At 67.8% G+C, this 15,327-nt stretch carries 11 protein-coding genes and 1 pseudogene; 9 read left to right on the top strand and 3 right to left on the bottom strand.

Translation table 11 applies throughout. From position 1 onward, the window contains the following. The first annotated feature begins 5 nt into the window (after nucleotides 1-5). Nucleotides 6-947 carry a LysR substrate-binding domain-containing protein gene (locus WT24_RS08865; RefSeq protein WP_060032802.1) on the top strand — a complete coding sequence of 314 codons (942 nt, stop codon included), beginning with the start codon at nucleotides 6-8 and terminating at the stop codon, nucleotides 945-947. A gap of 81 nt (nucleotides 948-1,028) precedes the next feature. On the opposite strand, the gene WT24_RS08860 is transcribed toward WT24_RS08865, so the two are convergent. Both WT24_RS08860 and WT24_RS08855 read right to left on the bottom strand, forming a co-directional pair. Next, nucleotides 1,029-1,412 (bottom strand): hypothetical protein, encoded by a 384-nt coding sequence (locus WT24_RS08860; RefSeq protein ID WP_060032799.1) that lies wholly within the window; start codon nucleotides 1,410-1,412, stop codon nucleotides 1,029-1,031. Between the two features lie 173 nt (nucleotides 1,413-1,585). Beyond that, nucleotides 1,586-3,040 (bottom strand): DEAD/DEAH box helicase, encoded by a 1,455-nt coding sequence (locus WT24_RS08855; protein ID WP_059792658.1) that lies wholly within the window; start codon nucleotides 3,038-3,040, stop codon nucleotides 1,586-1,588. A gap of 171 nt (nucleotides 3,041-3,211) precedes the next feature. On the opposite strand from WT24_RS08855, the pseudogene glcF reads away from it, so the two are divergent. The 6 genes and pseudogenes from glcF to WT24_RS08825 all read left to right on the top strand — a co-directional run. Then, nucleotides 3,212-3,409, top strand: a pseudogene (glcF, locus tag WT24_RS08850) (glycolate oxidase subunit GlcF); the annotation flags it as partial. Nucleotides 3,410-3,431: 22 nt separating this feature from the next. Then, nucleotides 3,432-3,836: a heme-binding protein gene (locus tag WT24_RS08845; protein ID WP_059499591.1), complete on the top strand. Its 405-nt coding sequence runs from the start codon at nucleotides 3,432-3,434 to the stop codon at nucleotides 3,834-3,836. Nucleotides 3,837-3,882: 46 nt separating this feature from the next. Next, the gene (locus WT24_RS08840) at nucleotides 3,883-6,057 is read left to right on the top strand and encodes a malate synthase G (protein WP_060032796.1); all 2,175 of its coding nucleotides are present in this window, start codon (nucleotides 3,883-3,885) and stop codon (nucleotides 6,055-6,057) included. A gap of 563 nt (nucleotides 6,058-6,620) precedes the next feature. Further along, nucleotides 6,621-8,186 (top strand): diguanylate cyclase, encoded by a 1,566-nt coding sequence (locus tag WT24_RS08835; RefSeq protein ID WP_059792652.1) that lies wholly within the window; start codon nucleotides 6,621-6,623, stop codon nucleotides 8,184-8,186. Nucleotides 8,187-8,383: 197 nt separating this feature from the next. Beyond that, a complete protein-coding gene (locus tag WT24_RS08830) occupies nucleotides 8,384-9,769 on the top strand; it encodes a cache domain-containing protein (protein ID WP_060032794.1) in 1,386 nt (461 codons plus the stop codon). Between the two features lie 31 nt (nucleotides 9,770-9,800). Continuing rightward, nucleotides 9,801-10,445 carry a response regulator transcription factor gene (locus WT24_RS08825; protein WP_006485936.1) on the top strand — a complete coding sequence of 215 codons (645 nt, stop codon included), beginning with the start codon at nucleotides 9,801-9,803 and terminating at the stop codon, nucleotides 10,443-10,445. A gap of 213 nt (nucleotides 10,446-10,658) precedes the next feature. Here the strand turns inward: WT24_RS08825 and WT24_RS08820 are convergent, their stop codons facing one another. Then, nucleotides 10,659-11,255: a phospholipid-binding protein MlaC gene (locus tag WT24_RS08820; protein ID WP_034205827.1), complete on the bottom strand. Its 597-nt coding sequence runs from the start codon at nucleotides 11,253-11,255 to the stop codon at nucleotides 10,659-10,661. Nucleotides 11,256-11,581: 326 nt separating this feature from the next. On the opposite strand from WT24_RS08820, the gene WT24_RS08815 reads away from it, so the two are divergent. Next, nucleotides 11,582-14,215 (top strand): MMPL family transporter, encoded by a 2,634-nt coding sequence (locus WT24_RS08815; protein ID WP_060032792.1) that lies wholly within the window; start codon nucleotides 11,582-11,584, stop codon nucleotides 14,213-14,215. After that, the gene (locus WT24_RS08810) at nucleotides 14,208-15,236 is read left to right on the top strand and encodes a VacJ family lipoprotein (protein ID WP_060032789.1); all 1,029 of its coding nucleotides are present in this window, start codon (nucleotides 14,208-14,210) and stop codon (nucleotides 15,234-15,236) included. Before WT24_RS08815 ends, WT24_RS08810 begins: the two co-directional genes overlap by 8 nt. Nucleotides 15,237-15,327 lie beyond the last annotated feature (91 nt).

Here is a 15,327-nt window from a genome sequence, read left to right as displayed (position 1 = left end):
CACCGATGACCGAACAATCGAAAAATTTGCAACCCGGGTATGCGGCGCATGCATATCCGCTGGCCGATCTGACGCGCCCGCTCCCGCCGCTGGCGGCGATTCAGTCGTTCGTCGCCGCGGCGCAGCTGGGCAGCGTCAGCAAGGCCGCGGATCATCTATGCCGCACGCAAGGCGCAGTGAGCCGCCAGATACAGCAGCTGGAAACGCATTACCGATGCGCACTGTTCGTGCGCCATGTATCGGGGCTGACGTTGACGCCGGAAGGCAATGCACTGCTGACGGTCGCGGTCGACGTGCTCGCGCGATTGGTCAGGCATGCGGATGCCTATGCACGGGCGACCTCGGTGCTCACGTTGAAGTTGCCGTCCACGTTCGCCGTTCGCTGGTTGCTCCCACGGCTGCCGGACATTCATCGCGCGATGAGCGGGACGGAGCTGCGTCTCTCGACATCCGCGGACGACACGCCGGATTTCGCCACGTCCGACGTCGACGCCATCATCGTGCGGGGCACGGGGCAGTGGACCGGTATGGACGCGGTACCGCTGTTTCCCGAGCGGCTCACGCCAATGTGCGCGCCCGCATTGGCGACATCGCTGCGATCCGTTGCCGACCTTGCGCATGTCGATTTGCTCCATCCCGGGCCCAGCCGCGCAGAGTGGCGATGCTGGCTCGATCACGTGGGGGCACGCCAGATCGATGCGGGACGCGGGCTCGTATTCGATACCCTCGAATTGACGCTCGCGGCATCGACGGAAGGACACGGCATTGCAATCGGCGACCCGCGAATGGCGCGAGACCGACTCCGTGCCGGATCGCTCGTGACACCGTTCGAGGATGTGGCTGAAGACGGCCTTTCCTACTTCCTCGTCTATCCGCCCCAACGGGCGGCACAACCGAAAATTCGAGCCCTCGCCGATATCCTGCTACGACTGGCGCGAGAAGATTGATTGACAGGCGAGCATTCGATACGTGGCTCGGAGCCGATCTTCAAATGGCGCCCCCAACCTGCCGACGAATGACGGGCCCGGTCAGAGATCGCCGCGCACTTCACCGGTTCCCAGCGCGCTACGCTGCCGGTTGACTTCCGCCCACAGCGCATCGCTGTCGTCTTCGCGCAGCACGACCATGCAGTCCAGTTGATCGTCGGTTACGCCGAAGTACTCCAGAATTTCCCGCCGGACCCCCTCGATGAACTCCGCGTATTCCGGCGTTGCCTGCGCCTGCGCGTGCAGGGCGTCGTATTCCGCATCGTCCACGCCGCCGCCGTGCTCGTCGATATAGCGCGAGATCCACTGGTCTCGTTCGTGGTCGTAATCGGCCTCGGCGCGCATCGCTTGCACAGCCGTGTAGAAATCCAGTTGGGCAAATGCGGCAATCGCCGCCGTTGTCGCCTCGTCGAATGTCGTCGTCATTCCATCTCTCACTTCAGTCATCGCCCATCATGGGTCACGCGGGGAAGCCGCTATCGCACGCGGTTTCAGGTCGCGAGCGAGAAAACCGGCAGCGCGGTTCCGAACCGCCCGTATGCGTTCACTGCATCGGACGGTTCGATCGTATCGGGCACGTTGAAAGGGAAGGGTTCAGTCTACCTGGACGGTTTGCCAGGTTTGCCACGCCCGCCGGCAGATTTGCCCGCAGCCTTCCCCGCCGGCGGCTTGGCCGCCGGTTTGCTGCGCGGCTTCTGCACGCTGAACGGGCTGCCGATGGTGTAGTCGGGACCCTTGCCGGCACCCGTGGCCGTCGCATGCTGCGCCCCGGACTTGCGCTTGCCTTCGCCGCCCTGCGTATGCGGCTTCTTGCCCGGCCCCGGTTTGGCGACCGGCACGGCTTGCTGCACCTTGGGCTTCTTCGGCTTTTTCGGCTTCTTGACGATCTGACCCGTCGCGCTGGTTTCCGGCACGCGGTGTTCGGCTTCGAAACCCGGCTCTTCTTCCCGACGCAGCGTCTGCCGGATCAGCGCTTCGATCGCGGCCAATTGCGGCGCTTCATCGGCGCACACGAGCGACACCGCGACACCGCTGGCGCCCGCACGGCCGGTACGGCCGATACGGTGCACGTAGTCTTGCGCGACGATCGGCAGATCGACGTTGATCACCAGCGGCAGATCGTCGATATCCAGCCCGCGCGCCGCCACGTCGGTGGCGACCAGCATCTGCACTTCACCCGTCTTGAAACGCTCCAGCGCGCGCAAACGTGCGGGTTGCGGCTTGTCGCCGTGGATCGTATCGACCGCGTAGCCCGCTTTCTCCAGCATGAGCGCCAGATAATCGACGCCATTGCGGGTCTTGACGAATACCAGCGCATGCTCCCACTTGTTTTGGGCCACCAGGTGCATGAAGAGATCCGGCTTGTTCCGCTTGTCGACCGGCACCACCCATTGCTTGATCTTGCTCGCCGTGGCGTTGGGCGGGCTGACGCTGATGTCGACCGGGCTGCGCAGAATGCCCGCCGCCATCGTGCGGATCTCGTCGGAGAACGTGGCCGAGAACAGCAGCGTCTGGCGCTTGGCGGGCAACGCGGCGAAGACCGCGTCGAGTTCGCGCGCGAAGCCGAGATCCAGCATGCGGTCGGCTTCGTCCAGCACCAGCGTCTGCACCTGATCGAACTGCACGGCGTTCTGGCGATGGAGGTCGAGCAAGCGGCCCGGCGTGGCAACGAGCACGTCCACGCCCTTGCGCAGCTTCATCATCTGAGGATTGATGCTCACGCCGCCGTACGCGGCCAGAAATCGCAGATCGAGCCCTTTGCCGTACGCAACGAAGCTCTGCAGCACCTGTTCGGCCAGTTCTCGCGTGGGCACCAGCACCAGCACGCGCGCACGGTTGCTGGACACCGCCGGGCCGTGTTGCACCAGCCGTTGCAACAGCGGCAGCGCAAAGCCGGCCGTCTTGCCGGTGCCGGTCTGCGCGGCGGCCATGACGTCCTTGCCGCCGAGCACGGCGGGAATCGCCTTGGCCTGCACCGGCGTGGGTGTCTGGTAATTGAGGCTCTGCACATTGCGCAGCAACGGCTCGATCAGGCCAAGCGAGGCAAAAGACATGGACGTATTCCGGGCGAAAACCGCAATTCTAGCGGTTACCGTCCCGGTTGCGCCCCACCCGCGCCGCCGCGCAACCGCATGTCCACCGCCCCGCGTCGGGACCGTGTCGAGCGACCGGATCGCGTCGACGAGCACACTGCACCAGCGCGCCTCGTCCTGGCGGATATGGGCGGCTCGGCCGGCCCCCATTCGCTGACGCAACCCGAACTCGCGACGACACTCCGCGACAACAAGCTCGATGCGCTGGAAGCCGCGCAGCCCGACCTGATTGTCATCGCCAACGTCGGCTGCCAGACTCGTCTGAACGGCGCGGGCCGCACGCCCGCGCGTCACTGGATCGAGCTCGCCGACAACCGGCTGGTCGACTGACCGCCGATTCCGGAGGAAAGCCATGCAAACGAAACCCGAACTCGAACTGGCCGATGCCGAGCGCATGCTCGCCGCTGCCCGCGAGGAAGCGGAACGCCACGGCTGGGCCGTGTCGATCGCCGTCGTCGACGATGGCGGGCACCTGCTCGCGTTCGCGCGGCTGAACGGCGCATCGCCGGCCAGCAGCTACCTTGCGCAGGACAAGGCGCGTGCGGCGGCGCTCGGCCGTCGCGACACGAAGGCGTATGAGGATATGATCAACGGTGGCCGCACCGCGTTTCTGAGTGCGCCGCTGACGGGATTGCTCGAAGGCGGCGTGCCGGTTACGGTCGGCGGCCGGATAACGGGCGCGATCGGCGTGTCTGGCGTAAAGTCCGAACAGGACGCGCAGATCGCCCGCGCCGGCACACGCAGCGTCGCGGAATAACCAGCCAAGCCGCGCACGCGTTTTTCATTCCCCGGGAGGATTCACGATGATCGACCAAGCAGGACTGCAAGTCGCGCCAGCGCTGAGCCAGTTCATTGAAAACGAAGCGCTGCCGGGCACCGGCATCGACAAGGCCGCGTTCTGGAGCGGTTTCTCGGCCCTGGTGCACGATCTCGCGCCGCGCAACCGCGAGCTGCTCGCCGAGCGCGACCGCCTGCAGCAGGAACTCGACGCGTGGCATCGCGCGCACCCCGGCCCGGTACGCGACCATGCCGCGTATCGCGCATTCCTCGAACGAATCGGCTATCTCGTGCCGGTCCCGTCGAACGTCGCGGCAGCCACCGCGAACGTCGACAGCGAGATCGCCACGCAGGCCGGCCCGCAGCTCGTCGTGCCGCTGTCGAACGCGCGCTATGCGCTGAACGCCGCGAACGCGCGCTGGGGCAGCCTGTACGACGCGCTGTACGGTACCGACGCGTTGCCGGAAGACGGCGGCGCCGAACGCACGTCGGCCTACAACCCGACGCGCGGCCAGCGCGTGATCGACTACGCGCGCGGCGTGCTCGACAACGCCGCGCCGCTCGCGAGCGGCTCGCACCGCGACGCACTGCGCTACCGCGTGCAGGACGGCCAGCTTGCGGTCGAAACCGGCAAGGGCGTCGTGCATCTCGCGCAGCCCGCGCAGTTCGTCGGCTACCAGGGTGCGGCCGACGCGCCGTCCGCGATCCTGCTGAAGCACAACGGCCTGCACCTCGAGATCCAGATCGATGCGTCGACGCCGATCGGTCGCGCCGATCTCGCGAACGTGAAGGACGTCGTGCTCGAAGCCGCGGTCAGCACGATCATCGACTGCGAGGATTCGGTCGCGGCGGTCGACGCCGACGACAAGGTCCAGCTCTACCGCAACTGGCTCGGCCTGATGCAGGGCACGCTCGCCGAGGAAGTCGCGAAGGGCGGCAAGATCTTCACGCGCCGCCTGAACGCCGATCGCGAGTACACGACGCCGGCCGGCGGCACGCTGTCGCTGCACGGCCGCTCGCTGCTGTTCGTGCGCAACGTCGGCCACCTGATGACCAACGGCGCGGTGCTCGACCGCGACGGCAACGAGATTCCGGAAGGGATTCTCGACGGCGTCGTCACGACGCTGTGCGCGCTGCACGACCTGAAGGCCAAGCGCAATTCGCGCACGGGCTCGATCTACATCGTGAAGCCGAAAATGCACGGCCCGGCCGAAGTCGCGTTCGCCGACACGCTGTTCGCGCGCATCGAGGATCTGTACGGCCTGCCGCGCAACACGCTGAAGATGGGCATCATGGACGAGGAGCGCCGCACCAGCGTGAACCTCGCCGCATGTATCGCCGCGGCCGCCGCGCGCGTCGCGTTCATCAACACCGGCTTCCTCGACCGCACCGGCGACGAGATGCACACCGCGATGGAAGCGGGCCCGATGATCCGCAAGGGCGACATGAAATCGTCGGCGTGGATCCAGTCGTACGAGCGCAACAACGTGCTCGCGGGCCTGTCGGCCGGCCTGCGCGGCCGCGCGCAGATCGGCAAGGGCATGTGGGCGATGCCGGACCTGATGCACGCGATGCTCGAGCAGAAGATCGCGCATCCGCGCGCCGGCGCGAACACCGCGTGGGTGCCGTCGCCAACCGCCGCGACGCTGCACGCGCTGCACTACCACCTCGTCGACGTGCAGGCCGTCCAGCAGGAACTCGAGAAGACGCCGTACGCGAGCGAGCGCGACGCGCTGCTCGAAGGGCTGCTGACGGTGCCGGTCGTCGAGCGCGCCGCGTGGAGCGAGGCCGAGATCCTGAGCGAGGTCGAGAACAACGCGCAGGGCATCCTCGGCTACGTCGTGCGCTGGGTCGAACAGGGCGTCGGCTGCTCGAAGGTGCCGGATATCCACGACGTCGGCCTGATGGAAGATCGCGCGACGCTGCGCATTTCGAGCCAGCACATCGCGAACTGGCTGCGCCACGGCGTGATCACCGAGGCGTTCGTGCTCGACGTGTTCAAGCGGATGGCCCGCGTCGTCGACCAGCAGAACGCCGGCGACCCGAACTATCGCCCGATGGCGCCCGGCTACGACCAGTCGACCGCGTTCCAGGCCGCGTGCGCGCTCGCGCTGCAAGGCACGTCGCAGCCGAGCGGCTATACCGAGCCGCTGCTGCACCGGTTCCGGCTCGCGTTCAAGGCGCAACAGCACGGCGCATGATTCTGCGCATGCGGGCGCTCCCGCATGCCGGGCGCCGGCTGCACGCCGGTCTTGCGAAACGGGCAGCCTCGCGGCTGCCCGTTTTCATATTCGCGTTCACCCGACCGTTGAAACCGATAATGGGCGCCTGTCGCGCGCTTTCTCGGACGATGCCGCCGGCCGTTAATCCGCCGGTATCCGCAACCGTTTGCCGCGCGACCTGTCCCGCCGCCCCGCAAAGCCTTGCGCCGCAACGCTCCGCCCGATATCGGCAAGCGCCGGATTACGCCGTAATTTGACCCTGATCAACAGGTTGCGACATTTTCCGCGCACGCAAACACGCGCGTTATACTCCGTGGCATTCGCATCGCGCGATTCATCGGATCGTCGAATTGCAGCAGACGTTACCTGTGAATACAGGATTCATCGGTTTATCCGGCCGCGATTGCCGATAATCGGTACCCGTTTTCTCCGCTGAACGCAACGCATCCACGGGAAGGGCTGCGCACCGGATCGCCACCGGTAGTCATACGAACAATCGCATCGGCCCGCCGCGCGGCGACGATGCCCCCGATCCACGGACCATGGCAGAAACCGACTACGCAATGCCCAGCGAATCCGGCCTGACGAGTCGTGTCGCCGCTCATCTGCGCCGGTTCCTGCTGCCGCACCTGATTTTCTATACGGGGCTGCTGATCGCGCTGATCCTGCTGCTCCTGTGCGGAATCGTGCTGTACGAAGGCCGGATCGACGCGCGCGACCGCTCGCGCAGCATGCAACAGAACCTCGCGCTGATGGCGTCGTGGGACATCGAACGCAACATCGAGATCTATTCGCTTTCGCTGCAGGCCGTCGTCGAAGGCATGAACGACCCCGCGGTCGTCGCATTGCCGATGCCGATGCGCCGCCAGGTGCTGTTCGACCGCGCGACGACGGCCAAGTACCTCGGCGGCATCTACGTGCTCGACGCGAAAGGCGACATCGCGGTCGACGGCAAGAGCGACGTGCCGCGCAAGGCCAACTTCGGCAACGAGCCGTACTTCACCGTGCACCGCGACCGGCCCGACGTCGGCCTGTATGTCAGCGATCCGTATCATTCGCGGCTGCGCGGCGGCTCGCCGAGCATCGCGCTCAGCCGACGCATTACGCGGCCCGACGGCTCGTTCGGCGGCGTCGCGGTGATGTCGATCCGGCTCGAATATTTCCAGAACCTGTTCTCGCGCCTGTCGCTCGGCGATCGCGGCTCGGTCGCGCTGATCAACACGGACGGCAAGATGGTCGCGCGCGAGCCGTACGACCCCAAAATCGTCGGCCGCGACATCAGCCGCGCGAGCACGTTCCGGCACTTCATGACCGCCAGCGAAGGCAGCTTCGCCGATACCGCGTCGATCGACGGCGTGCGGCGCCTGTACGTTTTCCGGCACCTCGAACACCTGCCTCTCATCGTCATGGTCGCGCGCTCGGAAGCGGACACCTACGCCGCATGGTACGACCGTGCGATCCCGATCGGCTCCGCGATGGCCGCGCTCGCGATCGGCTTCGTCGGCCTGTCGCTGCTGCTCGACGTGCAATTGCGCAAGCGTCATCGCGCGGAAACCGAGCTGCAGGCGCTCGCGCGCACCGACGGCCTGACGGGCCTCGACAACCGCCGGATGCTCGACGTCACGCTCGCGCGCGAATGGCGCCGCGCCGCGCGCTCGCAACATGCGCTGTCGCTGCTGTTCATCGACGTCGACGACTTCAAGCGCTACAACGACACGCAGGGCCACCAGGCCGGCGACGACGCGCTCGCCGCGGTCGGCCACTGCGTCGCCGGCTGCCTGCGCCGCCCGGCCGACTATGCGGCGCGCTACGGCGGCGAGGAATTCGTCGTGGTGCTGCCGGACATCGACACGGCCGGCGCGGTAACGATCGCCGAAACGATCCGCACGGGCATCATCGATCTCGGCATCCGGCACGACGCCGGCACGGTCGGCCGGCTGACGGTGAGCATCGGCGTGACGACCAGCTATCCCGAACGCGACGACAACATCCAGGCCGCGCTCAAGCGTGCCGACGATGCGCTGTATCGGGCGAAGGAAGGCGGGCGCAATCGCGTCGTCGTGCAGGCGGCCACGCTGGCCGACGATCTCGAATCGCGGCGGGCCTGAGCGTCCAGGCAGCGGGGGCGGCCGCCGTCCGCATGCAAAATCGTCGACAATACCGGCTCGATACGCCGCCGCGCGGCCGATGCACCCGGCCCGCGGCGCCTGGCTGGCCGCGCTTGGCCGACCGCGCTTGGCCGACCGCGCTTGGCCGACCGCGCCTAGCCGGCCGCGCTTGGCCGGCCGCGCCGCTTCGCACCACCATGAGACTCAAGGCAAAGATCTTCCTTCTGGCCATCGTGCCGTTCCTGCTCGCGATCGCCGGCATCGGCTTCGGCGTGCGCCAGCAGGCGACGTCGCTCGCGCGCACCCAGCATGCGACGATCCAGGCCGCGTACCTGTCGAGCAAGGAAGTCGAACTGAAACACTACGTCGAGCTCGCGACCAGCGCGATCATGCCGCTCTACGACGCGAGCGGCCGCAACGCGCGCGACGACGCGCTGCTGCGCACGCAGGCGCTCGCGATGCTGCAGAAGATGGATTTCGGCCGCGACGGCTATTTCTTCGTCTACGACCTGCACGGCAATTCGCTGATGCATCCGCGCGAGCCCGAGCGTGTCGGCCACAACTTCTGGTCGATGCGCGATCCGCAAGGCGCGCTGACCATCCAGAAGCTGATCGGCGCGGCCTCGCAGGGCGGCGGCTACGTGCGCTACGCATGGCAGCGGCCGTCGACGGGCCGCGTCGCGCCGAAGCTCGGCTACGTCGTCGCGCTCGAGCGCTGGGGCTGGATGGTCGGCACCGGCATCTATCTCGACGACGTCGACACCGCACTGCAGCGCATCGACGCGCGCGCGTCCGCGAACATCGAGCGCACGATGAGCTGGCTCACCGCAATCGCACTCACCGGCGCGGCGGCGATCGCCGTGTGCGCGCTGGTGCTGAACGTCAGCGAGTCGCGCAGCGCCGATGCGAAACTCAAGCTGCTCGCGCAGCGCGTCGTCGAATCGCAGGAGCAGGAGCGGGCGCGGCTGTCGCGCGAACTGCACGACGGGATCAGCCAGATGATGGTGTCCGCGAAGCTGATGCTCGAATCCGCGCTCGCGCGCTTCGAGCGCGGCACGTCGCGCATGCCCGAAGCCGAGCAGGCGCTCGCGTCGGGCGTCGGGCGGCTCGGCGACACGCTGCGCGAAGTCCGGCGCATCTCGCATGCGCTGCGGCCGTCGATGCTCGACGATCTCGGCCTCGCGGCCGCGCTCGAGCAACTCGTGCGCGAGCTGGGCGCCGAAAGCGGCATCGATATCGGCTATACGCAGGTCGCGCACAGCGGCACGCGGCCGCTGCCCGAAGCCGTCAACACCGCGCTGTTCCGGATCGCGCAGGAAGCGCTGAGCAACATCGTGCATCATGCGCGGGCGTCGCGCGCGGCCGTCACGCTCGACGTCGGCGCGCAAACCGTCACGCTGACGATCGCCGACAACGGCTGCGGCTTCGACGCCGAACGCTCGCAGGCCGACGCGCGCCGCGGTATCGGCCTGCGCAACATGCGCGAGCGCCTCGACGCGCTCGGCGGCACGCTGTCAATCACGTCGCAGGTCGGCCATACCGTCGTGGCCGCACGTGTGCCGCTGCAGCGCGCCGCCGCCTGAGCACGCGCCCCCCAACCGGAGACCTTTGCCCATGAGCGCCCCCGATACCGCCCGTCCCGCCGCCCGACTGCTGCTCGTCGACGATCACCCGCTCGTGCGCGACGGCTTGCGGATGCGGCTCGAAGCGGCCGACCTGTCGGTGGTCGGCGAGGCCGGCAACGCGGACGAGGCGCTCGCGCTGGCCGCGTCGCTCGAACCCGATCTCGCGCTGATGGACGTCGGCATGAACGGCATGAACGGCATCACGCTCGCCGGCGTGTTCCACGAGCGTTTTCCGGGCATTCGCGTGCTGATGCTGTCGATGCACGACAACATCGAGTACGTGACGCAGGCGGTGCGCGCCGGCGCGAGCGGCTATCTGCTGAAGGATTCGCCCGCGAGCGAGATCGTCCGTGCGATCGGCGCGGTGCTGGCCGGGCAGACGTTCTTCAGCGAAGGGCTGGCCGCGCGGATGATCCAGGCCAGCGCGACCGCGTCGCCGCTGGATCGATTGACGCCGCGCGAACGCGACATCCTCGACGCGCTGGCCGAAGGGCTGTCGAGCAAGCAGATCGCGCAACAGACGGGGCTGTCGGTGCGCACGGTCGAGACGCACCGGCTCAACCTGAAACGCAAGCTGGAGATCGAAGGGCAGGCCGAGCTGATCAAGTTCGCGGTCGAGCATCGGCGGCGGTAAGCGCGCCTGTCGGGCCGATCCGCCGCGAAAGGCGCGACCGATCACATCATCGCGGCGCCGGAAACGGATCGCGCCGCGTTCGTCGATGCGGTGGTCGACGATTGCGTGCGGATGCCCGGCGTCGGCGCATGACGCGCAGTCGACGCGCCGCGATGAAAAAAGGCGCCCTCTGGGCGCCCTTCGTGCCTCCGAACCGCGGCGTTGCAGCGGCCGTCAGTTCGTCCGCGAATTGTGCTTCTGCAGATACGCGATCAGCCCGTCGATCCCGCCCGTCGCGATCTGGCTCTTGAACTGGCCCTGGTAGACCTGGATCAGCCACGCACCCGACATGTCGATGTCGTAGATCTTCCAGTCGTTGCCGACCTTGCCCAGACGATAGCCGACCGACTGGCTGTCGCCCGGCGTCGTGACCGTCGACTGCACGAGCGCGTCGGCGCCCGACGCGCCGCCGGCCTTGAACGAGAACTTCGCGTCCTGGTTGCCGAGCTGCGCGAGCGACGCGGCGTAGGTGCGCGTCATCAGCAACCGGAACTGCTTGTACAGCTCCTGCTGCTGTTGCGGCGTGGCCTGCTTCCACGCGTCGCCGACCGCAATGCGGGTCGTGCGCTCGAAGTTCGTCACGGGCAGGAAACGCTGCTCGACGACTTGGGTGATTTTCGCCATGTCACCGCCGCGCGCGGCCGGATCGGCCTTCATCGCATTGACGGTGCCCTCGACCGCGGTGCGGACGACATCGACCGGCGCGCTCTGCGCGAAAGCGGAAACCGACACGGCGGCCGCCGCGACGAAAGCAAACAAATGACGTTTCATACGAATTTCGCACTCGATGGGAAAAAACGGCCGGCGCTTTGCATCGGCCGGTGGAGCAAAGTATACCGGGCCTGACGCCGCGGTGCCGCCCGGTGACCGACTGTTACCTTTCAGCGCCGTTTGTCACAGGCGGGCGAGCGAGTGTCGACGCACCGCCGCGCCGATTATGTAAATATCCCCATACAAATGAGCCGGTCGCGCGATCCGTTTGCCACGTCTGGAGCAAATATCCTTCCCGCCCCGAATCTCCACGACGTCACGACCGTCGCCACGCCGCGCCGGTATACTTGGCTACTTTGCCCTAGCCAGCCGCTCCCCACCGCCACATGGTGACATCTCTCATCGTCCGACTCGTTGCGTGGTCGGTGCGCCGCCCCGTCTGGGTCGTCGTCCTGTCGCTCGTCATCGCCGCCTTCAGCGGCGTCTACGTCGCGCAGCATTTCAAGATCAACACCGACATCAGCAAGCTCGTCGATGCGGAACCGCAATGGGCCGCGCTCGGCAAGGCCGTCGATAAAGCGTTCCCGCAACGCAACGGCACGATCCTCGCGGTCGTCGAGGCGCCCGCGCCCGAATTCGCGACGGCCGCCGCGCATGCGCTGACCGAAGCACTGCAGAAGGACGCCGCCGCCGGCCGCATCGGCCCCGTCGCCGAACCGGGCGGCGGGCCGTTCTTCGAGCACAACGGGCTGCTGTTCCTGTCGCCGCAGGAGGTCTCCGATACGACCGCGCAACTCGCGAGCGCGCGCCCGCTCGTCAACGAACTCGCGAAGAACCCGAGCCTCGCCGGGCTCGCCACCACGCTGTCCACCACGCTCGGCCAGCCGCTCCTGACCGGCCAGGTGAAGCTGCCCGCGATGGCGAAGCTGCTCGCGCGCAGCGCGGCGACGGTCGACGACGTGCTGGCCGGCAAGCCGGCCGCGTTCTCGTGGCGCGCGCTGGTCGACAACGATGCCGCGCGGCAGCCCGCGCGCGCGTTCGTCACCGTGCAGCCGGTGGTCAACTACGGCGCGCTGAAGGCCGGCGCGGCAACGAGCCAGGTGATCCGCGACGCGGCCCGCTCGCTCGACCTCGAAAAACGCTATGGCGCGGCCGTGCGCCTGACCGGCGAACAGCCGCTCGCCGACGACGAATTCGCATCGGTCGAAGACGGCGCCGCGCTCAACGGCGCGCTCACGCTGCTCGCCGTGCTCGTCATCCTGTGGCTGGCGCTGCGCTCGAAGCGGATGATCGGCTCGGTGCTCGTCACGCTGTTCGTCGGCCTCGTCGTGACGGCCGCGCTCGGCCTCGCGATGGTCGGCTCGCTGAACATGATCTCGGTCGCGTTCATGGTGCTGTTCGTCGGCCTCGGCGTCGACTTCTCGATTCAGTACGGCGTGAAGTACCGCGAGGAACGCTTCCGCGACGCGCGCATCGATCACGCGCTGATCGGCGCCGCCCACTCGATGGGCATGCCGCTCGCGCTGGCCACCGCGGCCGTCGCGGCGAGCTTCTTCTCGTTCATTCCCACCGCCTATCGCGGCGTATCCGAGCTCGGCCTGATCGCGGGCGTCGGGATGTTCGTCGCACTGCTGACCACGCTCACGCTGCTGCCGGCGTTGCTGCGTCTGTTCGCGCCGCCGGGCGAATCGAAGACGCCGGGCTTTCCGTGGCTCGCGCCGGTCGACGATTACCTCGATCGCCATCGCAAGCCGATCCTGATCGGCACGCTCGCGGTCGTGATCGGCGCGCTGCCGCTACTCGCGTTCCTGCATTTCGACTTCAACCCGCTGCACCTGAAGGATCCGAACAGCGAATCGATGGCGACGCTGCTCGCGCTGAAGGATTCGCCGCAAGCCGCCGTCAACGACGTCACGCTGCTCGCGCCGTCGCTCGCGCAAGCCGATGCAGCTGCGAAGCGCCTCGACGCGCTGCCCGAAGTCGGCCGCACGACCACGCTGTCGACCTTCATCCCCGCCGACCAGCCGGCCAAGCGCGCGGCGATCGCCGCGGCCGCGAGCGAGCTACTGCCCGCGCTGACGCAGCCGGCCGCGCCGCCCGCGACCGACGCGCAACGCGTGGCGGCGCTCAAGCGCGTGTCCGACCTGCTGAGCTACGCGGCCGAAGATCACCCGGGCCCGGGCGCCGCGGCCGCGCAGCACCTGTCCGCGTCGCTCGCGAAGCTCGCCGCCGCCGACAGCGCGACGCGCGACCGTGCCGAACGTGCGTTCTCCGATACGCTGCGCATCGCGCTCAACCAGCTCGCGTCGCTGCTGCAGCCGCAGGACATCACGCGCGAATCTCTGCCGCCGCAGGTCGTGCGCGACTGGGTCGCGCCGGACGGCCACGCGCTCGTGCAGATCTCGCCGAAGGTGCCGAAGGGCGTCGACCCGAACGACGACACGATGCTGCGCCGTTTCGCCAAGGCCGTGAAGGCCGCGGAACCCGGCGCGACCGGCGGGCCGATCTCGATCCTGCATTCGGCCGACACGATCATCAACGCGTTCCTGCACGCGGCGCTGTGGTCGATCATCTCGATCACGATCCTGCTGTGGGTCACGCTGCGCCGCTTCGGCGACGTGCTGCGCACGCTGGTGCCGCTGCTCGTGTCGGGCATCGTGACGCTCGAGATGTGCGTCGTGCTCGGCATGTCGCTGAACTTCGCGAACATCATCGCGCTGCCGCTGATGCTCGGCGTCGGCGTCGCGTTCAAGGTGTATTTCGTGATGGCGTGGCGCGCGGGGCAGACGGGGCTGCTGCATTCGAGCCTCACGCACGCCGTGCTGTTCAGCGCCGCGACGACGGCGACCGCATTCGGCAGCCTGTGGCTGTCGCACCATCCGGGCACGTCGAGCATGGGCAAGCTGCTCGCGCTGGCCCTGACCTGTACGCTGATCGGCGCCGTGGTGTTCCAGCCCGTCCTGATGGGCAAACCGCGCGTCAAACGCGCCAAGAACCAATCGCAAGGAATCAATGAATAAGGTGCGAATCATTGCGGCGACCGTCGCCGCCAGCGCGATGCTGACCGGCTGCGCGACGGGACCGAACCGCAATCCCAACGACCCGCTCGAGCCGATGAACCGGGCGATGTACAAGTTCAACGACACGGTCGATTCGAACATCGCGGTGCCGATCGCGAAGGGTTACCAGAAGATCACGCCGACGCCGGTGCGCACCGCGATCAGCAACTTCTTCTCGAACCTCGGCGATCTCGGCAACATGGCGAACAACCTGCTGCAGTTGCGCATCACCGATGCGACGCAGGATCTGATGCGCGTGGCGATGAACTCGCTGTTCGGCGTCGCCGGCCTGATCGACATCGCGACGCCGGCCGGGCTGCCGAAGCATCATCAGGATTTCGGACTGACGATGGCGCGCTGGGGCATGCCGTCCGGCCCGTACCTCGTGCTGCCCGTGTTCGGGCCGAGCACGATCCGCGACGGCGTCGGCCGCGCGGTGGACGTGCGCTTCAACCTGCTGAACTACATCGAGCCGGCCGCGCGCAATCCGATGTACATCGCGCAGTTCATCAGCGCGCGCTCGGACCTGCTCGGCGCGACCGACCTGCTGAAGCAGGCCGCGCTCGACCCGTATTCGTTCGTGCGCGACGCGTACCTGCAGCAGCGCAAGTCGTTGACGTACCGGGGTCAGTCGGCGTCGGCCGCGCCGCCGAGCTACAACGAACCGGGCGAATCGGGTGCCGTGCCGGCGGCCGCGCCGGGCGTGCCGGGGCTGCCGAACTACGAGGATCCGGGCGATGCGGGCGGCGCATCGGGCGCCGCGCCGAACAACGCACCGGCCGCGCCGGGATTGCCGCAATACGACGATCCGGGCGCGGACAATGCGATGCCCGCAAGCGCACCGGCTGCCGCGCCGGTCGCTGCGTCGGCGGCAGCACCGGCGGCCGCTTCGGCCGGCGCGACGACAACGCCGGCCGCCAACGGCGCGCCGATCGCGCCGGCGATGCCGACGCTGCCCGCGAGCAGCCCGGCCGCGCAGTAACGCCGCAACGGCGGCCGCGCAAAAGCAAAGAGCGCTGCATGTGTGCAGCGCTCTTTTTTTGTCCGCGCGAAACGGCGGACCGGAAAGCGGG

The organism is Burkholderia sp. MSMB1078WGS, assembly GCF_001528895.1.
Lineage (GTDB): Bacteria > Pseudomonadota > Gammaproteobacteria > Burkholderiales > Burkholderiaceae > Burkholderia.
The sequence above is the reverse complement of the archived record's forward strand: the minus strand, read 5'-3'. Positions and strand labels throughout refer to the sequence as shown.

Excerpts from the sequence above, each read along its gene's own strand:
- WT24_RS08810 (WP_060032789.1), top strand. The coding sequence starts at position 14,208 with ATGAATAAGGTGCGAATCATTGCGGCGACCGTCGCCGCCAGCGCGATG.
- WT24_RS08855 (WP_059792658.1), bottom strand. The coding sequence starts at position 3,040 with ATGTCTTTTGCCTCGCTTGGCCTGATCGAGCCGTTGCTGCGCAATGTG.
- WT24_RS08830 (WP_060032794.1), top strand. The coding sequence starts at position 8,384 with ATGAGACTCAAGGCAAAGATCTTCCTTCTGGCCATCGTGCCGTTCCTG.
- WT24_RS08845 (WP_059499591.1), top strand. The coding sequence starts at position 3,432 with ATGCAAACGAAACCCGAACTCGAACTGGCCGATGCCGAGCGCATGCTC.
- WT24_RS08820 (WP_034205827.1), bottom strand. The coding sequence starts at position 11,255 with ATGAAACGTCATTTGTTTGCTTTCGTCGCGGCGGCCGCCGTGTCGGTT.
- WT24_RS08835 (WP_059792652.1), top strand. The coding sequence starts at position 6,621 with ATGGCAGAAACCGACTACGCAATGCCCAGCGAATCCGGCCTGACGAGT.
- WT24_RS08860 (WP_060032799.1), bottom strand. The coding sequence starts at position 1,412 with ATGACGACGACATTCGACGAGGCGACAACGGCGGCGATTGCCGCATTT.
- WT24_RS08840 (WP_060032796.1), top strand. The coding sequence starts at position 3,883 with ATGATCGACCAAGCAGGACTGCAAGTCGCGCCAGCGCTGAGCCAGTTC.
- WT24_RS08815 (WP_060032792.1), top strand. The coding sequence starts at position 11,582 with ATGGTGACATCTCTCATCGTCCGACTCGTTGCGTGGTCGGTGCGCCGC.
- WT24_RS08865 (WP_060032802.1), top strand. The coding sequence starts at position 6 with ATGACCGAACAATCGAAAAATTTGCAACCCGGGTATGCGGCGCATGCA.
- WT24_RS08825 (WP_006485936.1), top strand. The coding sequence starts at position 9,801 with ATGAGCGCCCCCGATACCGCCCGTCCCGCCGCCCGACTGCTGCTCGTC.